Below are 22322 nucleotides of genomic sequence, written 5' to 3'. Positions count from 1 at the left end.
AGAGTGACGTAAATGATTTATTTAGATAATAGTGCAACAACTAAACCGTATAAAGAGGTTCTTTCTTCTTTTATCACGATAAACGAAAAACACTTCGGAAATCCTTCTTCTCTGCATGAGATGGGCACAACTGCTTCACTTTTACTTGAAAAAGCCCGTGAGCAGGCGGCTTTAATCCTTGGAGTGAAGAGTGACGAAATGATCTTTACCTCCGGAGGCACCGAATCAAATAACAGTGCAATCAAGGGAATCGCTGAAGCTAACAGATATAAAGGAAGACATATTATCACTACTGACATTGAGCATCCTTCCGTATACAATACAGTGAAAGAACTTGAGACTAAAGGTTTTCGTGTATCGTTTTTGAAAGTCAATCAGGAGGGAATTATTTCACTGGAGGAATTGAAACGTCTTTTGACCAGCGAAACCATTCTTGTATCCATCATGCATGTCAATAATGAGGTTGGGTCTATTCAGCCAATTCAGGAGGCTGGGAAAATCATAAAAGAAAAGTCGAAAGCGGTATTTCATGTTGATGCGATTCAAAGCTTTGGAAAAGTTCCTATCTTAATCGAAAATTCCTCGATTGATTCCTTATCACTTTCTGCACATAAATTTCATGGGATGAAAGGGAATGGTCTTCTTTATATGAAGAAAAATCTATTGTTTACTCCCCAGTTGAGTGGCGGAAGCCAGGAAAGAGGGATCAGGAGCGGTACAGAGAACGTAGGGGGAGCAGTCTCCACGGCGAAAGCTATGAGGATGACGATGGAAAATATGCATTCTCAAAATTTAAATCAGCACCGTTCCCGCCTAGTTCATTTTTTTGCCTCAAGGCCGGAGGTAAAGCTTGTATCACCTCAACAAGAAGGAGCTCCTCATATTGTTAATGTGACTGTTCCGGGATTAAAAGGTGAAGTGATTGTACATGCCCTTGAGCAGGAAGGTATTTTTATTTCAACCACCAGTGCATGTTCTTCAAAAAAAGCTCAAATAAGTAAAACAATTCTTGCGATGGGCTTCTCTGAAAAGGATGCAAGGGGCTCAGTGCGCATCAGTATGTCACACCTTACAGAGCCAGCTGAAATAGACCGATTATTAGAAGCGTGGAGAAAAGTAATCCCGCCCTTATTGAAAGGAATTAAACGTAATGAAGTATGATCGAATTTTAATCCGCTATGGAGAAATTTCAACAAAAGGAAAAAACAGAAGCAAGTTTGTCAATCAGTTAAAAGCGAATATCCTCTCTTCACTGACAGGCTTTTCAATTCATATACAGGCTGGCCGCGACAGGATGCATCTTTTGCTCCATAATCCGGAAGATGTAAGCCCCATAGTGGAACGGCTAAAAACCATCTTCGGTATTCAATCGTTCAGCCCTGTAGTAAAGACGGCTAAAGAACTGGATGAAATAAAAGAGCAGGCAGTTTTGCTTGTTTCTTCTATTAAGAAAACTTCTGCAACCTTTAAGGTTTCTGCAAGAAGGGCGGATAAATCCTTCCCGCTTGATACTAATGGCCTGAACATGGAAATTGGTTCTCATGTTATGAGCCGGGTTCACGGGCTTCTTGTGGAAATGAAAAAGCCACAGATTGAGCTCGTGGTTGAGGTGCGGGAGGAAGGCGTTTATTTGTCAGCTGAAACCATTCAAGGTGCTGGAGGTATGCCGATTGGCGCTTCCAATAAAGCAAGCCTGATGCTTTCAGGCGGCTTTGACAGTCCTGTAGCAGGCTATCAGATGCTAAAACGCGGTGTTGAAATTGAAGCCATACATTTTCATAGTCCGCCATTTACAAGTGACCAGTCCAAGGAAAAAGTAAGGCAGCTTGCTGCTCAACTAGCAGGGTTCAGCGGCAAGGTAAAGCTTCATATTGTTCCTTTCACTGCTATTCAGCAGGCAATACACAAACAGGTGCCAGAGAACTATACCATGACATCTACAAGAAGAATGATGCTTAAAATTGCGAATCTTATCCGGGAGCAAACCGGTTCAAAAGCAATCGTTACCGGTGAAAGCCTTGGACAGGTAGCAAGCCAGACACTTGAAAGCATGCAGGCGATTAATGCTGTCACGGCTACACCGGTACTCAGACCGCTGATAACGATGGATAAAACAGAAATTATCGATATCGCAAAAGAGATTGGCACATATGACATCTCAATCCTTCCTTATGAAGACTGCTGCACAATTTTTACGCCTGCAGCGCCTAAAACTAAACCGAAACTTGAGAAGATTGCCTATTATGAAAGCTTTATTGATTTTGACTCCATGCTACAGGAGGCAGTTTCTCAAACTGAAGCTGAAATCATTACACCAGGCAAATTAGAGGATGAAATACAATCCTCCTATTCTGATTTGTTTTAGCCAAAAGAAATTTAAATTAACAACAATTACCAGTGTTATAATATGAGTTTTTGCACATTCTATTTTTACAAGGGAGGTGAAAAACTCATGGCTAACAACGGTTCACGTAATCAACTTCTTGTTCCTGGTGTAGAACAAGCGTTGTCTCAAATGAAATACGAAATCGCAACAGAATTCGGAGTACAACTTGGTGCTGATTCTACAGCTCGTTCTAACGGTTCTGTAGGTGGAGAAATCACTAAGCGTCTTGTTCAGATGGCTGAACAACAATTAGGTGGTTCTCAAAGATAATTAATGATAAATAGTAAAAGCCGACAGCTAAATTGAGCTGTCGGCTTTTTATTTGCAGTTGGAAACATTTTTATACATTTTTTATATGAGCGTTCAGCTTCAACTTTAAACAAAACTTTTGTAAAATTGTACTAGGCCATTTTTAAATGTTAATTTATTTTTACATAAGGAAGTTTAGGGGGATCTGTGATGAAGCTTTGGTATAACGGAATTATTTATACAATGCAAAAAGAGCAGCACAAGGTAGAAGCTGTTATAACGGAGAATGGTAAAATCGTTGATTTAGGAGAAATTCAATGGCTCCGTGACCGGTATAGGGATCTAATAAATGAAACAGTGGACCTGAATGGCTCAGTGTTATTACCAGGCCTTGTGGATAGTCACTTGCATTTAATTGGCGTTGGCGAGACTCTCCTCAGACTGGACCTTTCAGCGATGAATTCAAAGGAAGAAGTGCTTGAGGCAGTGAGAGAGAAGGCTTCTGAGCTTTCTTATGGAGATTGGATCCTTGGGGATGGCTGGAATGAAAATCAATGGCAGCTGCCTGAGGTTATCACAGCAGCTGAGCTTGACGAAGCGGCTCCTAATCACCCGGTTCATTTAAAGCGTATATGCCGGCATGCAGCAGTCGTAAATTCCGCTGCACTTGAGCTTGCTAAAATCGACACTGTCACCCCGGACCCGGAAGGCGGTTTAATTGACCGTTCGCCGGACGGCCAATTAACCGGTCTGTTGAAGGATCAGGCCCAGGATTTAATGATTCCAGCCCTTCCTCCTATAGAAGAGGAATACATTCAAAAATCGCTTCGGGAAGGGGTTAAGCATGCATGGTCACTTGGGTTAACGGGAGGGCATACAGAGGATCTCAGCTATTACGGAGACTTTACGAGAACCTACCGGGCCTTTCAAAAAGTGATCGAAGAAGAAGGGCATCAATTCAGAGCTCATCTTCTCGTGCATCATCAGGTCATCGAGGATTGGCACAGGCAGGGTCATTCTTTTCTATCAGGATCACGCTATGTAGAATTCGGTGCGATGAAATTCTTTGCAGATGGCGCTCTAGGGGGAAGAACCGCTTTATTAAAAAATGGATACGCAGATGATGAATCAACCAATGGAGTTGCGATTCACACCCCTGATAAACTGAAGCAGCTGGTCTACAAAGCGCGTCAATATGATATGCCGATAGCGGTACACACAATAGGTGATCTTGCATTTGAATATATGCTCGATGCTATTGAACAGTATCCTGCAGAAAACGGGCAGCGGGACCGGTTAATTCATGCCCAGATTTTATCGGAAGAATTGGTTCAGCGTGTAGAAAAGCTGCCGGCTGTGCTGGACATCCAGCCCCGTTTTGTTGCATCAGATTTCCCTTGGGTAAATGACCGCATAGGTAAAGAACGAATGAAATGGAATTATGCCTGGAAGACTTTAATTGAAAGAGGCATTGCCTGCGCAGGAGGATCAGACGCACCGATTGAGCCTCTTGGGCCATTGCTTGGTATTCATGCTGCGGTAACAAGAAGAAATCCAAATGATCCATCCAGAACAGTATATGGAGAAGAAGAATGCTTAACGATGTATCAGGCCTTTGAACTGTTTACAAAGGGAAGTGCATATGTGTGCCATCATGAGCATAACCGGGGGATACTTGATAAAGGCTATGCAGCTGATTTTACGGTTCTGGAAGAAGATCCTTTCGCTTGCGATCCGGATAAATTACTGACAATGAAAGTAATGCTGACAGTTGTAGATGGAAAAACCGTTTATCAGGCATAAAGAAAAATCCCGGAGATAGGTCTCCGGGATTTTTTCAGGACAGAGTGTTTATTGATATGAGTACCGCTGGTTTTTGCCATTTCCATTTTGTGAACCCATCAAATTCGAAGCAAGCGGAGAAATCATATTGTTCATATTCTTGCCGTTACCGCTAAACATTTGATAAGCGGCTAAACCTACACCTATTGATGAAATAATCGGCAGTATCTTATTCATGGCAAAATTAAATCTCATATCTCATCACCCTGTCTTTAGGATTTGTCCATTTTACATGAACCTTTTTAGGGTGCCTGAAAAGACTTCAACAACACGAGGAGAATATTGCCTTTTTATAAGAATTTTTTCTTGAATCTCGCTTATGTACAAGCGTATAATTAAATTTATTTCGATAATCAAAGGAATGGAGAAGCAAATGGAGACAGAAGAGAAAAAGGGAATATTTTTCACCGCATTTGCCTATGCGCTATGGGGGCTGCTTCCGATTTATTGGAAGTTTATTGCACACGTGGATGCAGATGAAATTCTTGCCAATCGTGTATTTTGGTCGTTTTGGTTTATGCTGGTTCTTCTTTTAGCAACCGGGAATGTAAAGGCTTTTGCGAAAGAAGGCAAATCTCTTATAAAGAAAAAGAAGAGGCTGCTTGCATTAGTTGTTGCTTCATCACTAATTAGCATTAATTGGTTTGTGTACATTTGGGCAGTGAACTCGAACCAGATGATTGAAGCAAGTTTAGGTTATTATATAAATCCGCTTGTTTCGGTTTTATTGGGTGTGATTGTATTAAAAGAAGTGATGTCAAAGGCGCAGGTGGTATCATTTATTTTAGCACTTATCGGAGTCCTGATTATTACGATTTCTTATGGGGCTTTCCCCTGGATTGCCTTTACCTTAGCGATGTCCTTTGGGCTTTACGGTTTAGCTAAAAAAATGATCAAGGTTGATCCAGCTATAGGGTTGACGCTTGAGACACTTACAATTATGCCGGTTGCCATGCTTTATATGATGTATCTTGCGGGAAGCGGAAGTCCTGCTTTGTTTTCGATTAGTCTGAATACAGATCTGCTCCTGATTGGCGCAGGGGCAGCTACGGCCATTCCGCTGCTTCTTTTTGCGAAAGGGGCTCAGAAAATCCCGCTTTATATGGTGGGGTTCCTGCAGTATATCGCTCCGACTCTCACGCTTTTACTCGGTGTTTTTATTTACGGAGAACCATTTGATCTCATTGATCTTATTTCTTTCTTATTTATTTGGGCAAGCCTGACTTTATTTACTTTCTCGCGTTCAAAATGGTATCTTGCCAGACCAAAAAGAATTAAAAAAGCGCACAGCCACTAATGTAAGCTTAATAAAAAATGGATTGTCAGACAGTCAGGCTAAGCCTGATATCTGCACAATCCATTTTTTTACAGAAATGTTCTCTTTACTTTTTCCCAGAAGGAATTGTCCTTCAGTTTAACTGTTTTGACGATATTATCACTAAGCATCAGGTCGACTTCTTTTACATGGCTGATGCCAAGAGCTTCATTGTCAAGGCCCATTACCGGATAGTCATTTCCATCCTGTGTAACGACAAGCTTCAGTTTACGCTCACCGCTTAAAATAAAAGATGAACCGAGAGAGCGGTATCGGTTATTATTCAGTGAAGCAAGCTCACTGACCTGAAGACAAGGAAGCATCGGGTCAACTACAGCGCCCCCAACAGATTTGCTGTAGGCTGAGCTTCCTGTAGGAGTGGAAATGATCATACCGTCTCCCCGGAAAGTTTCAAAGTGTAAATTGTCAATAAAGACATCCATAACAAAAGTTTTAACAATTCCTGTACGAATGCTGAATTCATTCAGACAAAGAAAATTAGTTTCCCCATCAACCGTTACCTGAACAGTGGGATATTTTCGTACTTCAATCTGCTCATTTGTCATCGCTTCAATCATGGCTGAAACATCGTCAATGTGAAAATCACAGTACAGACTTCTGCTGACGGATGTTGCAATACCTGCATAGAGGCAGTCCTGGCGAAACCCTGTTTTTCTTACAGCCTGTAAAAAAGCGCCGTCTCCTCCAACTGATACAATAATATTAGCCTGTTTAAAATCTTTTACAACTGTAAACCCATAGCGTTCAGCAAGATCACTTAATGTAAGGACCTGCTCCTTTGTTTTTTCATCTTTTCTCGCATAAAAATACATATTGCGACGTTTTTCCATTTGTAAAACCTCCAGGTAGCATTGTTTCTTTTCACCATAGTTTGGTACAATATGTAAGGCTTGTTTCTTTCTTTTTTTGGATAAAAGGAAAGCATGATCCTGACTTATACATAAGGAACACGTATAAAGTGTACCATGAAATGAAACATATCCAAAACAGAACCGTACAAGAAAGAGAAGAGATTAAAGGAGGAATGTTACATGTCCGCAAAAAGGTGGATAGCATTGGGGATTGCTGCTGCATTATTTGCTGTATCCATTATTGTAAATATAGCAACCACTGCTTTAACAATGGATTTTGACCAATTTACATCGAGTGAAAATGAAGGCTTGCCTGAGGTAGTAATGGAGCCGGGAAGCACATCTGAACGAATTGCAGTAATTGACTTGAACGGCACCATTCAGGACACAGGTGAGCAGGGAGGTCTACTTGCCGGAACAGGGTACAATCATACTCATTTTATGAACCAGTTAAACCAGATTAAACAGGACGATACAATTAAAGCGGTCGTCTTAAGCGTAAATACCCCAGGCGGCGGAGTGGTGGAAAGTGCGCAAATCCATGATAAGCTTCTTGAAATTAAAGAAGAAACGGAAAAGCCGATCTATGTATCAATGGGAGCACAGGCAACTTCCGGAGGCTATTATGTTTCTGCGCCAGCAGATAAAATCTTTGCCAGCAAGGAAACGATGACTGGCTCATTAGGTGTTATTCTTCAGAGCTTAAATTTTAGCAGACTGGCAGATGAGTACGGCATCGAATTTGTAACCGTAACTTCAGGTGAATTCAAAGATATGCTAAGCCCTACCGAGGAAGTAAGGCAGGAGGATCTTGATATTGTACAAAGCATATTGGATGATTCCTATAACGGTTTTGTAGAAGTTATTGCCAACGGACGCGGCCTGCCGGAAGAACGGGTACGTGAAATAGCTGACGGACGCATCTACAATGGAATTCAGGCGCTAGAGCTGGATTTGATTGATGAGTTCGGCTATGAAGAAGATGTTATTGCCGGGGTCAAGGAAGATTTTGACCTTGAAAATGCACAAGTTATTAACTACACTATGCCAAACAGCTGGGAATCATTGTTTACCTTTCAGGCCCAAAAGCTATTTGGAGGTCTTGAAGGACAGGTCTTTTCAGAGTTAGTAAACAAAGTCGGCGGACCCCGCCCAATGTACTTATATGCTGAATAAAGGAGGGAGCAGATTTGGATAAAGAACAGGCATCATTCGAAACGTCTGCCCCTTTGAATGAGCAGACGGAAACAGAAGAAGTCCAGCCAAAAAAACCGGTTTATCAGCCGGAACGCCCAGTAACCGCCCTGCACTACAGCGGTTTTTGGATGAGAGTATGGGCTTACCTATTCGATGTTATTGTAATTGCAGCTATCAATAATGTATTGATCAGACCGTTTTTTTCATTGATTGGTATTGAAAGTTCAGGTTTTATAAGTCCTCTCGGTATTGCGACGAGCATTACGTTTTTTGCTTATTTTGTTCTTATGACAAAGTTTTTTCAGCAGACGCTTGGAAAAATGGTGTTTGGTCTTAAGGTAGTTTCTTTGGGCAATGCCCAATTAAGCTGGTCTGCCGTTATTTTCAGAGAGCTGATCGGTCGGTATCTTCATACGGGAATTTCGATTTTTAGCTTTCCTGTCCTCATTTTTTTATATGCCATCGTCGGTTTTACGCCAAAGAAGCAGGGCATCCATGACTTCATAGCGGATACCTCTGTCATACATGAGCGTACTCTTGTAACTGTTAAAGAGCCTGAACAGACACAGATGATTTACTAAACAATTATAAAGATATTGAACCTGCTATTGATAAAGCAGGTTTTTTTTGTGCTTGTTGGACATAATAGGGAAAAACAAAAGGAGGAATCGGGATGTGGGTTCTGGCTGTTATTGGCGCGTTCATTTGCAGTGTTCTTTTTTATATTTATTTTTCAAAAATAACAGTCTCCATCTCCTTCAGAAAAACAGGCCATAATGACCGGGTGGAAATCACTGTAAAGCTATTTAATGGATTGATTAATAAGGAGCTGATGGTCCCGCTAATTAAGAAAGAAGGATTAGGGCTTAGCTATAATACTTCAGACATGAAGACTTCAAAAAGTGAGAACAAAACATTCACGTCAGACGATGCGGGTCATTTGCAAGTAAGGTATCAAAAATTTTTAAAAACGTACCATGATGCAAAAATACATCTTAACCGTTTATGGTCAGGAATTAGAATCGAACAGCTTACTACAGATATTCGGCTTGGAACAGGCCAGGCGGATATGACAGCTTATTCGAGCTCCTTGATCTGGATGCTGCAAAGCTTTCTCCGGACCTTTCTTGCAAAGAAGGTCTCCATTAATTGCAGGCCGGTGCACAAAGTTGTTCCGCTGTACGGCTTTAAAGCCTTTAAAATGACTGCAACATGCATAGCCTCCATCCGTTTTGGGCACCTTATGAAAATCGGCATCCGATTGTTTCTTGATCGCAGAATGTCAAAAAATTTAAAGGCTGGTGAGGTTCATGGAACATCCTATTGAAGGACTTATGTCCACTGCAATGGAACAGTTAAAAGAAATGGTTGATGTAAATACAATTATCGGTGAACCCGTCGAAACACATGATGGAACAACGATTATGACGGTGTCAAAAGTTCGTTTTGGATTTGCGACCGGCGGAAGTGATTATCAATCTGAAATGGATTCGATGGATATGAATTCAGGCAGCTCTTTACATCCTTTTGGAGGAGGAAGCGGCGGAGGTGTTTCGATTACACCTATCGCTTTTTTAATCGTGGGGAAAGAAGGAGTCAGAATGCACCATCTTAATGATGGAACCCATTTGCTTGAAAAACTGATGGATTTGGCGCCTGGAGCAATTTCTAAAATCCAGCAGCAATGGAACCAGGGAAATCAGAAGCATTATTCTGACGACAGTCAGCGTTATCAGTAATCGTTTCTCCTGCTTATTAGTTGATTAACACTCCCCCTATAAGTATGATGAACTAGAGAGTCATACATAGAGGAGGATGATAAAAATGGCAGCGATAACCTTTAAGGAAAATCCGGTAACATTGCTTGGGTCAGAAGTGAAAGTTGGAGACAAGGCACCTGACTTTACTGTACTGGCAAATGATCTGTCTCCTGTTTCATTACAGGATTCTAAAGGGCAGGTAAGAATTATCAGTGTCGTTCCTTCCCTCGACACAGGCGTTTGTGACGCACAGACACGCCGTTTTAACGAAGAAGCAGCAGAACTTGGAAATACGAAGATCTTGACGGTTTCGGTTGATCTTCCATTTGCTCAGCGCCGCTGGTGCGGGGACAACGGAATCGAAAATGTTCAAACGGTTTCCGACCACCGCGATCTTTCCTTTGGAAAAGCGTATGGTGTAGCGATTGAAGAGCTGAGACTTCTTGCACGCGCCGTGTTCGTTGTTGATTCAAGCGATACTGTAACCTATGTAGAGTATGTAAAAGAAGCAACAAATCATCCAGACTACGCAGCTGCAGTCGATGCAGCTAAGTCAGCAAAATAAAGTATTCCCGGTTTAAGCATTATGCTTAGCCGGGTTTTTTGATTTGATCACTCACGAGTATCTTTATTTACTTTTTTAAATTGAAGTTAGGTTGAGTGAATGCCTCTTAATGTGGCGTATTGATTTCCACTGCAGGGGCATGCTTTCCGCGGGGCGGGAGCTGAGCTAACTTGCTAACGCAAGTGGATCTCAGCCTTCCCGCTTCTTCCCGCAGGAGTCAGCCCCTTCCGCTTCAATCAATCTAAGGTAACTTATAAACTGCTTCGAAAAAAATATGTTATGAGTGAATACTTATACCATGGTCAGATAATGAGAGGGGCCAATAAATCATCTTATGAGCCTTTTCTTTCTTTTTTTCAGGAAAGCGGGTAAAATGGGGTGTTGAGATTAAGGACAGGAGGAGTATACGGAATGAATCATTCTCCGGTTGAGACGATTTTTACGATGTTAAACGACACGTCAGCCGCATTACAGGACGCCCAGGCGACATCTTTTTTAGAGGCTTTAGCCCAAAGTGGTGAATACTGGTTCAGCAGAGAAATCCCTGAAACAGTCGATGACGTTTTAAAGAGAAGGCTCTATAATGCCTACGAAAAACACCCGCTTGAAGGCTTTGAAAAGGAAGATGTGAGAAAAGCCTTCCAGCTTGCAATTTTGAAGGGAATGAAGGAGCACATTCAGCCGAACCACCAAATGACACCCGATTCAATTGCGATGGTTATCGGTTTTTTACTGGACAAGTTTACGGGGAACGAAAAAGAATTAACCCTGCTTGATCCGGCGCTGGGAACAGGCAATCTGGTGCTTGCTATTATGAACCAGTTAAATGGTAAGGCAGCGGTAACGCATGGTGTTGAGATAGATGAAGTATTAGTGCGCCTTGCGTATGCAGGGGCTAATTTAACAGAACAGCCGCTGCATTTATACAATCAGGATTCACTTGAGCCTTTATTTATTGATCCTGTGGATGCAGTTGTCAGTGATTTGCCGGTTGGCTATTACCCGAATGATGAACGCGCAGCCGATTATGAGCTAATGGCTAAGGAAGGTCACTCTTATGCCCATCATTTGTTTATTGAGCAAAGTGTACAGCATGTTAAAGAAGGCGGTTATTTATTCTTTCTCGTGCCTAATGGTTTGTTTGAGTCTCCATATGCCGCGCAGCTGCATGAATACCTGCAAAAGCATGCTCATATGCAGGGGCTGATCACGCTTCCTGCTTCACTTTTTAAAAATGAAAAGTCAGCGAAAAGCATTTTAATTCTTCAGAAGCAAAAAGAGGGTGTAAATCCACCCAATCAGGTGCTGCTGGCTGAGATGCCAAAGCTTAGCAATGCACAGGCAGTACAGACAATGATGAACAAAATTCAGCTCTGGATGGATGAAAATAAAAGATAAATTGCTTATTTAGGATTAGAGAGTTTTTCTCCAGGGAACACTAAAATGAATAGCAAATATTTTCTTCTAAAAATAAAAGCGTGCACCCCATTCCGGTGCGCGCTTTTTCTGAAAATAAACACTTCTGCTTGTAAACGTTGTCACAGCGACCTTTCCCTTGAAGTAACAGAGATACAATGATTAAATAAATAAGGATATAAATATTATTCAAATTTTATGGCAAACCATTTACCATATACTATTAATTAAGTTAAAAGGAGCGAATTCCCCACATGACTAAAGTCATTGCAATTAATGCAGGAAGCTCGTCACTAAAGTTTCAGCTTTTTGACATGCCGGAAGAAACAGTAATTACAAAAGGTATTATTGAACGAATTGGATTAAACGACTCCGTTTTTACCATCACAGTGGATGGAGAGAAACAAAAGGATATTCTTACTATTCCTGATCACGAGGTAGCGGTAAAGCTTCTGCTTGATAAGCTTACTTCAACAGGCATTATTAAATCTCTTAACGAAATCAATGGGGTAGGCCACCGTGTCGTGCATGGGGGAGAGATCTTCAATGATTCAGTCGTTATCACAGAAGAGAACATTGCAAAATTTGAAGAGCTGTCAGATCTTGCGCCGCTCCATAACCCTGCAAACATCACAGGTATCCGGGCTTTCCAAAATGTTCTGCCTGACGTGACTGCGGTAGCTGTATTTGACACTGCCTTCCATCAAACGATGCCTGAAAGCTCATTTTTATACAGTTTGCCGTATCAGTATTATAAAGAGTACGGCATTCGTAAGTACGGTTTCCATGGCACTTCTCATAAGTACGTCTCGCAGCGGGCAGCAGAAATGCTTGGCCGTCCATTAGAACAGCTTCGCCTTATTTCATGTCACCTGGGCAATGGAGCAAGTATTGCTGCGATTGAAGGCGGACGCTCAATTGATACTTCAATGGGCTTCACTCCGCTAGCTGGTGTAACAATGGGAACGAGAAGCGGTAATATTGACCCTGCTCTTATTCCTTTCATTATGGAAAAAACGGATAAAACAGCAGAAGGTGTGCTTGACGTTTTAAATAAACAGTCCGGAATGCTTGGGGTTTCCGGCTTCTCAAGTGATTTACGGGATATCGAATTGCAATCCTCAGAAGGTAATGAACGTGCCCGCCTTGCACTTGATGTGTTTTCTAACCGGATTCATAAGTACATCGGCTCTTATGCTGCACGCATGAACGGGGTAGATGCTATTATTTTCACAGCAGGTATTGGTGAAAATAGTGATACCATCCGTGCTGAAGTACTTAAAGGTCTTGAGTTTATGGGTGTATACTGGGATCCGGCTCTTAACAAAACTCGTGGAGAGGAAGCGTTTATTAACTATCCTCATTCACCAGTAAAAGTCGTTGTCATTCCAACAGACGAAGAGGTTATGATTGCACGGGATGTAATCCGTTTAAGCTGACCTTAGCCATTAAATTAATAAGCAAATAAGACAGTCTAGACAGTCTTCTTCTATACGCGTTCATACGCCTGAAGAGGGCTGTTTTTTTATATAAATCAGGGAGTGCTTTGGCAAAAACCGGTCATATAGCCGGCAGAAAAATTGCAACTTGCAAAATATGCTGAATATCCTTCATTATGGACCATATTATTAAAATAACCCTTTTTTTCCTGACGTTATAGAAATTGCCAGACGGTGCTATACTAGTGAAAAAGAGGTGAGCGGGCATGAGCTGGACAGTGCGGGAACAGGAAGTGTTTGAGGGTATCTCAAATTGGCGAAATGATTTAGGGGCATATAGAGGGCATGATCTATCACATACCTTTTCAAGGTGGCTTGATGCTTCATTTGCGAGTCTGCCGGAAAGCCTGAAAGAAGAAGTTTTCACAAAGCTTGACTCCGGACTTTTTCATCTTCACAGCATTATTCAGGGGACGCATCTTCATAAGGATACGATTGAAAGACTGATGGCTACAGCACAGGCTTTTGATGAAAGGGTTACGCATGTAACTGATTTAAAGCAGCTTAGGATTGACCAGCTGCACTATATGGCAGTTCAGCAAAGCGGGAGGCATAAGATCTACTCGTTTTTACAGGGCGGAGTTGCAGGTACTGGCGGTATCGTAGCATTTGGCACAGATCTACTTGCGATCACAATTCTCAATATTAGAGCAATACAGTTTATTGCATCCGCTTACGGGCGAGACGTTCAGACTCCCTATGAAATGACGCTCTCACTTAAATTATTTCATGCTGCCACACTGCCAATCCGCTATCAGGCAGAGGCCTGGGATGAGCTCGTCAGCTCATTGGAAACGTATGATTTAAGTTATTTTTTTACAGGAGACGATGAACTTACAAACGAGAAATGGCTGGAGGGACCGATGAAGCAGCTTTTCAAATCAACAGCTATCAGTCTTTTCCGGAAGAAAAAAATTTCAAATCTTCCTGTCGTTTCAATGTCTATCGGTGCTCTTTCGAATTATCAGCTGACTAGACGGATTACGGATTTTGCCGAAAAATTCTACCAGTATCGATTTTTAATGGATAAAAAAACCCATTGAACCACTGCCTTCAAAAAATGAGGGCAGTTTTTTTATATTCCTTATTCAGAAAATTAAAACTTTATTTTTTTTGATTTTTTCTCTTGTAAGTTCTAAATGTACCTGTTAGTATGTACACATCCTATAAAGAATAAATATACATTCTAATAAATAAAAATACGAAAGAGGTCGATTAATATGAATCAAAATAATAAAAAAGTCGTTCTTGCTTATTCAGGCGGATTAGATACTTCCGTAGCAATCCAATGGTTAAAGGATCAGGGTTATGCAGTTGTAGCCTGCTGCCTTGATGTTGGAGAAGGCAAGGATCTTGATTTTGTGAAAGAAAAAGCTCTGAACGTAGGGGCTGTTGATAGCTATGTAATTGATGCGAGAGAAGAATTTGCACAGGACTTTGCGCTAGTAGCCCTTCAGGCGCACACAATGTATGAAGGAAAGTACCCGCTTGTTTCTGCACTTTCCCGTCCGCTAATTGCCAAGAAGCTTGTTGAGGTTGCCGAACAGAGCGGCGCAACAGCAGTGGCGCACGGCTGTACAGGGAAAGGGAACGATCAGGTAAGATTTGAGGTCGCCATTCAGGCACTCAATCCGGAGCTTGAAGTCCTGGCGCCTGTAAGAGAATGGGGATGGTCAAGAGAGGAAGAGATCGACTATGCGAAAAAGCATAATATCCCGATCCCAATCAATTTAGACAGCCCTTATTCTATTGACCAGAACCTTTGGGGAAGAAGTAATGAGTGCGGAGTTCTTGAAGATCCTTGGGCAGCCCCTCCAGAAGGTGCTTATGATCTCACAGCATCCCTTGAAACATCGCCTAATTCACCTGATGTAATTGAAATTGCATTTGAAAAAGGGGTGCCTGTTGCATTAAATGGAGAACCTATGTCTTTATCTGCCATGATCCTAAAGCTGAACGATCTTGCAGGCAAGCATGGAGTCGGAAGAATTGACCATGTTGAAAACAGACTTGTAGGGATTAAATCCAGAGAGGTGTATGAATGTCCTGGGGCTATTACCCTAATGAAAGCTCATAAGGAGCTTGAGGATCTAACCCTTGTTAAGGAAATGGCTCACTTTAAGCCCGTTATCGAAAAGAAAATCACTGAAATGATCTATGAAGGCCTATGGTTCTCCCCGCTTACACCGGCACTTCAGGCATTCCTGAAAGAAACTCAGCAGTATGTAAATGGAGTAGCGAGAGTGAAGTTATTTAAAGGACACGCCATTGTAGAAGGCAGAACATCACCAAATTCACTTTACAATGAAAAGCTTGCTACTTATACATCAGATGATGAATTTGATCATGGTGCGGCGGTTGGATTCATTAAGCTTTGGGGCTTACCGACAAAAGTGCATGCAAAGGTGCAAAACAAAAAAGGCGAGCCTGTATCATGAGCAAGCTTTGGGGAGGAAGATTCGCACAATCTCCCGAAGAATGGGTAGACGAATTTAATGCTTCAATCGGTTTTGACCAGCAGCTTGTTCTTGAAGATTTGCAAGGGTCTGTCGCGCATGTCACGATGCTTGGTGAGTGCGGCATCCTTGCCTCTGATGAAGTTGAGGAGATTTTAGGTGGTCTTGCTTTTTTGAAAGAGAAGGCTGAAAAAAATGAATTAACCTATTCAGTTGCAAATGAAGATATCCATTTAAATCTGGAACATCTTCTAATCCAGCAGATCGGCCAGGTCGGGGGCAAGCTCCACACCGGCCGAAGCCGAAATGACCAGGTTGCGACGGATATGCATCTTTACTTGAAAAAGAGAGTAGAAGAGATTTGTCAGCTGATTCGTTCGGTGCAAAAGGCCATTCTTAAACAAGCAGAACAGCATGTGGAAACGGTAGCTCCTGGATATACTCACCTGCAGCGCGCACAGCCAATTTCTTTTGCGCATCATTTACTTGCCTACTTCTGGATGCTTGAGCGCGATCACGAGCGCTTTGAGGACTCTATGAAGCGCATTGATCTATCACCATTAGGAGCAGGTGCACTGGCAGGAACGACCTTTCCTATTGACCGGAATCGATCAGCAGAATTGCTTGGTTTTTCAGCAATTTACGAGAATAGTATGGACGCGGTGAGTGATCGTGATTTTATTATTGAGTTTTTATCAAATGCTTCTATGACGGTCATGCATTTATCAAGATTTTCTGAGGAAATGATTATTTGGTCGAGCCAGGAGTTTCAGTTTATTGAGCTTGCTGATGCGTTTTCGACTGGAAGCAGCATCATGCCTCAAAAGAAAAATCCTGACATGGCAGAGCTTGTGCGCGGAAAAACAGGAAGAGTGTACGGGCATTTACTTTCCTTGCTAACCGTTTTAAAAGGGCTTCCTCTTGCCTACAATAAGGATATGCAGGAAGATAAGGAAGGCATGTTTGATACAGCTCATACCCTGATGGGGTCCTTGAAAATATTTGCCGGCATGATTGATACGATGAAGGTTAATACAGAACGGTTAAATAAAGCAGTTAATGAGGATTTTTCAAATGCTACTGAACTGGCAGATTATTTAGCTGCTAAAGGTGTACCGTTCAGAGAGGCTCATGAAATTGTCGGAAAGCTTGTGCTTGTATGTATTGGTCAGGGGATTTATTTGAAGGATCTTCCTCTTGGAACGCTGCAGGAGGCTTCCAATGTAATTGAGGACGATATCTACACAATACTGGAGCCGTTTCAAGCGGTTAAGCGAAGAGAATCTGCCGGCGGCACCGGTTTTTCACAGGTGAAGAAACAGCTCGGTAAAGCGAAAGAAAAAATAAGCGCTTCGTCTTCTGTTCAATAAATAAAAACAAAGCAGCCGGAACTTATCCCGGCTGCTTTTCTTATTACGGTTTATCGATGGGTTCAAGATTGGACTTTTCCGGAGGCTGATCGGTTCTTACCACGAGAACATCGCACTTAGCAGCACGTACAATATGCTCTGAAATACTTCCGATTAAAAAGCGTTCCATAGCATTCAATCCGGTCGCTCCACAAATAATCAAATCTGCTTCTACTTTTTTGGCAAATTCTTTTGGTACGAGTACTTTAGGGGAGCCGTATTCGACAAACACATTAATTTTGTTCACACCTTTGCGTTCTGCTTCAGCCTTGTATTCACCAAGCATTTCTTCAGCGAAGGTTTGAGCGCGCTTTGCTACACTGCGGTCGTATGCTTCAACTACTGCAAAAGAGCGTGTATCAATTACATGAAGAAGATTTAAGGTTGCATCATTTCTTCTGGCAATATCAATTGATTTTTTAAAAGCCCATTCTGCTTCTTTGGAACCATCTACAGCCACCAGGATATGATCGTAACTAAGTGTCATTTTAATCCCCCTCCTTACTTCTATTGTACACGTATTATCAGAAAATTTCTTCATATTTCAGTGGCGAAATTGGGACAAAATTTAAATTTTTAAACCTGATTCCCAGCTTTTTTTACTAGTATGTAAGAAAATCCGACTAGTAAAAATATAATAAAACCGGGAGATGCAAAAGGAGGAATCAATAAGTAAACCGGAATTGAAAAAGAAGCTAACATGAACGCTTTTGTGTTCATAAGATTTTTTCCTGCCAATAATATGTGCAGATCTTCATCGGTTATGCTTCTTTTTTTAATAAACATGTAGTCAAAAACAATAATAGCGGATAGCGGGATGACGGCTGCGCCCAGCAGAGAGATGTATTTTTCAGCCTCTTCTACTATGACCGGGAAACAACTTAGTAATGTACCTGCAGCACCGAACAATAAAGCGCATTTAATGCGACCGGCAGAGGGAATGGCGTTGAGCAGACTGTAGCCTCCAGTATAAGCATTACTTAAATTAATAGAGATCATTGATAAGAGAGCACTGAGTGCCACGGCAAATAATAGGAAGGGGGAGCCAGTCAACTCTCCTGCGGAAGCAAATGGATTTAAAGTTCCAAGTGATGCTGCATAAAAAGTTCCAAGAAAAGCAGTAATGACAAATCCCCCAACATTTCCAGCTAATAACCCTAAAAACCCATGCATTTGTGTCTTTGCATATCGGGTAATATCAGACGATGCGCTTACCCCTGAAACATATTGAACAAAAGCGAGACTTGCATAAAAGAAAAAAGCACCTGTATGAAACTCTCCTGTTTTAGGGAAAAAAGAAGATTGATCTGTCAGGTTGTGCTGAATAATTAAAACCAGCATTATGCCCTGGCCGGCAAACAGAAAAGGTAAAAACCATTTCGTTGCTTTTTTAACTGCATCAAAGCCCACCAGCGCCAATACAGCCATAATAACAGATAAAAGAGGAGCTAAAATAAGAATCGGGATGGATAATCCTGTTACTTGTTTTAGCAGGGCAATTACTACTATGGAACCGCCGATTGTCTGGACGCTGAACCAATAAAGGGAGGTAATCGAGCGAATCGGTGATGCAAAATATCGTGAAAGCAGTGTCCCAATCATGGTACGGATAACGAATTGAGCAGGGAGGCCATGCTTAGCTCCCGGCATGGATAAAAGCGATACAAGCAAAAAAGCAAGTGCTGCTCCTGAAATAGTGGAAAGCATCGCCCAGCCCACTGAAAGTCCGCCGGTTAACACAGCAAGAGCGGGAACCAGTACATTACCGGTATTAACTGAAAACGCCAGTTGGAGAACGGTATATTCATACCATTTCGTCTGCTTCAGTTGGAATGGAATTTCTTCAAGTCCAAATCGTTCAATTTCTATTGTTGGCTTCTTCTGAATGCTGTGCATTTTTGTTCTCCATTTCTGCTGGTTTATACATGTTTTTGGATACAGTTTACCATACTAAAAATCATCTAGCAGCACGAGTAATAGTAAGAATTATTAGTTTATTTCTCCTGGCGAAATAAACTGAGACATCCATTCATTCATTTGATAAAATGAAATTGCTTACTATCGGAGTGCTATTTTGCAGGGCTTTACATGCAAAACTGGATGAGGAGAATTGATTAATTGGAGGGGCTTTTAATGCGCATTGGAATTCCTAAAGAAATTAAAAACAACGAAAACCGAGTAGCGATAACACCATCAGGCGTCTATCATTTGGTAAACAATGGCCATGAGGTATTTGTTGAGCATGAAGCTGGAGCAGGATCAGGTTTTACAAATGAAGACTTCATCAGCGCCGGTGCTTCAATTGTTTTGACAGCACAGGAGGCATGGTCTTTTGATATGGTCATGAAAGTGAAAGAACCGATTCAAAGTGAATACGGCTACTTTAGAGAAGGACTTATTCTATTTACATATTTGCATCTTGCTCCAGAGCCTGAGCTTACAAAAGCGTTAATTGACAATAAAGTAATTGCGATCGCGTATGAGACTGTTCAGCTTCCTAACGGTTCACTGCCGCTATTAACTCCAATGAGTGAGGTAGCAGGAAGAATGGCTACACAAATCGGCGCACAATTTCTTGAAAAAATCCATGGCGGGATGGGCATTCTGCTGGCTGGCGTTCCTGGAGTGGCACGCGGGAAGGTAACCGTTATCGGCGGCGGTGTTGCCGGCACGAATGCGGCTAAGATGGCAGTAGGCTTAGGCGCAGATGTGACCATCTTAGATTTAAGTCCGGATCGTCTTCGCCAACTGGATGATTTATTTGGAAAGGATGTTACAACCTTAATGTCCAATCCGCTTAATATTGCAGAAAGCGTGGCAGAGGCTGATCTGGTCATTGGAGCAGTATTAATTCCAGGTGCTAAAGCACCTAAGCTTGTTACAGAGGAAATGATAAAATCCATGAAGCCTGGAGCGGTTGTCGTGGATATCGCCATTGACCAGGGCGGCATCTTCGAAACAACAGACCGTATTACAACACATGACGCACCAACTTATACGAAGCATGATGTTGTGCATTACGCAGTGGCCAATATGCCTGGAGCGGTTCCGCGCACATCAACCATTGCTCTTACAAATGTGACAGTTCCATATGCAGTACAGATTGCAAATAAAGGCTACAGACAGGCTTGTCTGACAAATGAAGCTCTTCTTAAAGGAATTAACTGTGCTGACGGCTTTGTTACGTATCGGGCAGTGGCAGAGGCACACGGGCTGGAGTATGCAGAAGTAAGAGAACTGCTTGTTAAATAAGAAAAGGATGCCAAAATGGCATCCTTTTCTTATTTGTCCGCTTTAAAAGGTTTGAAGAGTTTTCGGGAATGTGGTCAGCGTTTCATAGCCGTCCCCTGTAACGAGTACATCATCTTCAATTCTTACGCCAGCAACGTTCGGTACATAAATTCCAGGCTCGATGGTGAAGGTCATACCTTCCTTTAGCTCGAGGTCATTTTCCGATGTAATAGATGGATATTCATGAACATTTATTCCTAGCCCGTGCCCAAGACGGTGTGGAAAGAAATCTCCAAAACCTGCATCTTCGATGACTTGCCTTGCCGCTTTATCCAGCTCACTTGCCTTAACACCAGGCTTAACCATTTCAAGAGCTTTTTGCTGCGCAGCAAGCACCGTATCATAAATCTTTTTCTGCTCGTCCGTAATGTCCCCAAAAGCGACCGTTCTTGTTATATCAGAGCAGTAGCCTTCATACACCACACCAAGGTCAAAAAGCACTAAATCGCCTTTTTGCACCTTTGAAAGCCCGGGGGTTCCATGAGGGGAAGCTCCGTTTTTTCCCGTCAGCACCATTGTGGAAAACGCCATTTCTGTAACGCCTTTACGCTTAAGCTCATATTCAACCGCTGCAAGAATGTCCAGCTCCGTTTTTCCTTCAGCAAGCTCCTTACATCCAACATCGATTGCGTAGTCGGCTAATTCGGCTGCTTTTCTGAGAAGAACTAATTCCTCCTCCGTTTTTATAAGCCGCATATCGTTGAGTGCAGCGTCAATTGATTGAACAGAAAACTCGCCAAATGACTTTTTTAATACCGTAAGTCTATCAATAGTCAAGTGAGAAGTTTCAACTGCTAGAGTAGAGATTTTGCTATTTTTGTTCTCTAGCTCCTGCTGTAATAAGGCAATTGGATTTTCAGTGTCGCTGTAGCCGATAATGTGTCCCTTCCATCCTGAATGGCGCGCCTCGGGCTCCTCCATTCCAGGGCAGATCAGGGTGGCCTCCCCTGATAAAGGAATAAAGACGGCGAGCCACCGCTCATGCGGGTTACTTCTAAAACCCGTTGTAAAGTAAATATTATCGGTCGAAGTTAAAAAAGCAGCATTGAGGGAATTGTCTGTAAGATACTGTTGAATCTGATTAATTTTGTTTGTCAATTTGACTTCCTCCTATACACGATCGAGCTTGTATTCTACTAAATCGTAGCAATATTAAAACAGTTTGTAAAATGGACAATGAAGTTAACGGAAAGCTGGTATTCTCTTAAAATTTTCTTATAAAACAGGGGTTTTTGGCAAAATGGGATAGGGAAAGGGTAAAGAAAGGAATTCTTTTGAGGAGGAATGTTCAAAATGAAAATATCTTACCACGGTCATTCCATTATTAAAGTGGAAACCAATGGCACCACAATTTTAGTTGATCCTTTTATTAATGGAAATGAAATGACGGATTTGAAAGCGGAAAACGAAAAACCTGATGTGATTATTTTGACCCACGGCCATAACGACCATGTTGGTGATACGATTGACATTGCCAGAAAAAATGATTCACTTATAATCGCTCCTTTTGAACTGGCTACATATCTGGAGTGGCAGGGGTTAAAAACACACCCCATGCACATAGGAGGAGCTTTTACGTTTGATTTTGGTACAGTTAAGCTTACTCAGGCATTTCATGGTTCTTCCTACACGACAGAGGATAACCAGATTATCTATACGGGAATGCCTGCAGGCGTTTTACTTATGGCAGAAGACAAAACGATTTACCATGCTGGAGATACAGCTCTTTTCAGCGATATGAAGCTCATTGGGGAACGTCATCCAATTGATATCGCATTTTTGCCAATTGGAGATAATTTCACAATGGGACCTGAGGATGCAGCCTATGCAGCCGAATTACTGCAAGCGAAAACGGTTGTGCCGATTCACTTCAATACATTTCCTCCTATTAAGCAGGATCCGGAGAAATTTGTTCAGCTGCTCAAGGAAGGGCAAGGGAAAGTTATGGAAGCAGGAGAGTCAATTGAATATTAATAAAAATGTACTGCCGGTTCACTTTTTGCCGGCAGTTTTTTTATATCTTTTCCCTTTCATTGAACGATACGGGCAATAGTGAGTATAATAA

Annotated in this window: 22 protein-coding genes; 17 read left to right on the top strand and 5 right to left on the bottom strand. The window is 41.9% G+C overall.

Translation table 11 applies throughout. The features are described 5' to 3' along the window. The first annotated feature begins 12 nt into the window (after nucleotides 1-12). The 4 genes from C4B60_RS06225 (at nucleotide 13) to C4B60_RS06210 (ending at nucleotide 4438) form a co-directional block, all read left to right on the top strand. Entirely contained in the window at nucleotides 13-1161 is a 1149-nt protein-coding gene (locus C4B60_RS06225) for a cysteine desulfurase family protein (protein WP_104057139.1), read from the top strand. Beyond that, nucleotides 1151-2365: a tRNA uracil 4-sulfurtransferase ThiI gene (gene thiI, locus C4B60_RS06220; RefSeq protein WP_104057138.1), complete on the top strand. Its 1215-nt coding sequence runs from the start codon at nucleotides 1151-1153 to the stop codon at nucleotides 2363-2365. Before C4B60_RS06225 ends, thiI begins: the two co-directional genes overlap by 11 nt. A gap of 87 nt (nucleotides 2366-2452) precedes the next feature. After that, nucleotides 2453-2656, top strand: a complete 204-nt coding sequence (locus tag C4B60_RS06215; RefSeq protein WP_104057137.1) for an alpha/beta-type small acid-soluble spore protein — start codon at nucleotides 2453-2455, stop codon at nucleotides 2654-2656. Between the two features lie 186 nt (nucleotides 2657-2842). After that, on the top strand, nucleotides 2843-4438 hold the full coding sequence (locus C4B60_RS06210) for an amidohydrolase (protein WP_104057136.1): 1596 nt from the start codon (nucleotides 2843-2845) through the stop codon (nucleotides 4436-4438). Between the two features lie 48 nt (nucleotides 4439-4486). On the opposite strand, the gene C4B60_RS06205 is transcribed toward C4B60_RS06210, so the two are convergent. Further along, nucleotides 4487-4654: a hypothetical protein gene (locus tag C4B60_RS06205; protein WP_245153883.1), complete on the bottom strand. Its 168-nt coding sequence runs from the start codon at nucleotides 4652-4654 to the stop codon at nucleotides 4487-4489. 142 nt (nucleotides 4655-4796) lie between these two features. Here C4B60_RS06205 and rarD point away from each other — a divergent pair, with 142 nt between their 5' ends. After that, the gene (gene rarD, locus C4B60_RS06200) at nucleotides 4797-5774 is read left to right on the top strand and encodes an EamA family transporter RarD (RefSeq protein ID WP_245153882.1); all 978 of its coding nucleotides are present in this window, start codon (nucleotides 4797-4799) and stop codon (nucleotides 5772-5774) included. Between the two features lie 68 nt (nucleotides 5775-5842). Here the strand turns inward: rarD and C4B60_RS06195 are convergent, their stop codons facing one another. Further along, complete coding sequence (locus C4B60_RS06195; protein WP_104057133.1) at nucleotides 5843-6643, bottom strand: NAD kinase; 801 nt, start codon at nucleotides 6641-6643, stop codon at nucleotides 5843-5845. Between the two features lie 201 nt (nucleotides 6644-6844). Here C4B60_RS06195 and sppA point away from each other — a divergent pair, with 201 nt between their 5' ends. The 10 genes from sppA (at nucleotide 6845) to argH (ending at nucleotide 16927) form a co-directional block, all read left to right on the top strand. Next, nucleotides 6845-7840: a signal peptide peptidase SppA gene (sppA, locus tag C4B60_RS06190; protein ID WP_104057132.1), complete on the top strand. Its 996-nt coding sequence runs from the start codon at nucleotides 6845-6847 to the stop codon at nucleotides 7838-7840. A 14-nt stretch (nucleotides 7841-7854) separates the two neighbouring features. Then, nucleotides 7855-8442: an RDD family protein gene (locus tag C4B60_RS06185; protein WP_245153881.1), complete on the top strand. Its 588-nt coding sequence runs from the start codon at nucleotides 7855-7857 to the stop codon at nucleotides 8440-8442. Between the two features lie 92 nt (nucleotides 8443-8534). After that, the gene (locus C4B60_RS06180) at nucleotides 8535-9188 is read left to right on the top strand and encodes a hypothetical protein (protein ID WP_104057131.1); all 654 of its coding nucleotides are present in this window, start codon (nucleotides 8535-8537) and stop codon (nucleotides 9186-9188) included. Next, complete coding sequence (ytfJ, locus tag C4B60_RS06175; RefSeq protein WP_104057130.1) at nucleotides 9172-9600, top strand: GerW family sporulation protein; 429 nt, start codon at nucleotides 9172-9174, stop codon at nucleotides 9598-9600. The genes C4B60_RS06180 and ytfJ overlap by 17 nt, the downstream gene beginning before the upstream one ends. 85 nt (nucleotides 9601-9685) lie before the next feature. After that, a complete protein-coding gene (gene tpx / locus C4B60_RS06170; RefSeq protein ID WP_104057129.1) occupies nucleotides 9686-10186 on the top strand; it encodes a thiol peroxidase in 501 nt (166 codons plus the stop codon). A 411-nt stretch (nucleotides 10187-10597) separates the two neighbouring features. Further along, nucleotides 10598-11584, top strand: coding sequence for a class I SAM-dependent methyltransferase (locus C4B60_RS06165; protein WP_104057128.1), 987 nt, complete (start codon nucleotides 10598-10600; stop codon nucleotides 11582-11584). Nucleotides 11585-11856: 272 nt separating this feature from the next. After that, nucleotides 11857-13041: an acetate kinase gene (locus C4B60_RS06160; RefSeq protein WP_104057127.1), complete on the top strand. Its 1185-nt coding sequence runs from the start codon at nucleotides 11857-11859 to the stop codon at nucleotides 13039-13041. Nucleotides 13042-13307: 266 nt separating this feature from the next. Next, a complete protein-coding gene (locus C4B60_RS06155; protein ID WP_104057126.1) occupies nucleotides 13308-14144 on the top strand; it encodes an EcsC family protein in 837 nt (278 codons plus the stop codon). Between the two features lie 177 nt (nucleotides 14145-14321). After that, on the top strand, nucleotides 14322-15539 hold the full coding sequence (locus C4B60_RS06150; protein WP_104057125.1) for an argininosuccinate synthase: 1218 nt from the start codon (nucleotides 14322-14324) through the stop codon (nucleotides 15537-15539). Further along, entirely contained in the window at nucleotides 15536-16927 is a 1392-nt protein-coding gene (argH, locus tag C4B60_RS06145; protein ID WP_104057124.1) for an argininosuccinate lyase, read from the top strand. The genes C4B60_RS06150 and argH overlap by 4 nt, the downstream gene beginning before the upstream one ends. A 43-nt stretch (nucleotides 16928-16970) precedes the next feature. On the opposite strand, the gene C4B60_RS06140 is transcribed toward argH, so the two are convergent. Next, nucleotides 16971-17453: a universal stress protein gene (locus tag C4B60_RS06140; RefSeq protein ID WP_104057123.1), complete on the bottom strand. Its 483-nt coding sequence runs from the start codon at nucleotides 17451-17453 to the stop codon at nucleotides 16971-16973. Between the two features lie 89 nt (nucleotides 17454-17542). Then, nucleotides 17543-18862: a cytosine permease gene (locus C4B60_RS06135; RefSeq protein WP_104057122.1), complete on the bottom strand. Its 1320-nt coding sequence runs from the start codon at nucleotides 18860-18862 to the stop codon at nucleotides 17543-17545. A 237-nt stretch (nucleotides 18863-19099) separates the two neighbouring features. On the opposite strand from C4B60_RS06135, the gene ald reads away from it, so the two are divergent. After that, nucleotides 19100-20218, top strand: a complete 1119-nt coding sequence (gene ald / locus C4B60_RS06130) for an alanine dehydrogenase (protein WP_104057276.1) — start codon at nucleotides 19100-19102, stop codon at nucleotides 20216-20218. 42 nt (nucleotides 20219-20260) lie between these two features. On the opposite strand, the gene C4B60_RS06125 is transcribed toward ald, so the two are convergent. Further along, complete coding sequence (locus C4B60_RS06125) at nucleotides 20261-21355, bottom strand: M24 family metallopeptidase (RefSeq protein WP_104057121.1); 1095 nt, start codon at nucleotides 21353-21355, stop codon at nucleotides 20261-20263. A gap of 195 nt (nucleotides 21356-21550) precedes the next feature. Between C4B60_RS06125 and C4B60_RS06120 the strand changes: the two genes are divergently transcribed. After that, nucleotides 21551-22231, top strand: a complete 681-nt coding sequence (locus C4B60_RS06120) for a metal-dependent hydrolase (RefSeq protein ID WP_104057120.1) — start codon at nucleotides 21551-21553, stop codon at nucleotides 22229-22231. The last annotated feature ends 91 nt before the right edge of the window (nucleotides 22232-22322 follow it).

The organism is Jeotgalibacillus proteolyticus (assembly GCF_002926065.1).
Taxonomy (GTDB): domain Bacteria; phylum Bacillota; class Bacilli; order Bacillales; family Jeotgalibacillaceae; genus Jeotgalibacillus; species Jeotgalibacillus proteolyticus.
This window is presented reverse-complemented; position numbering and strand designations above follow the sequence as displayed.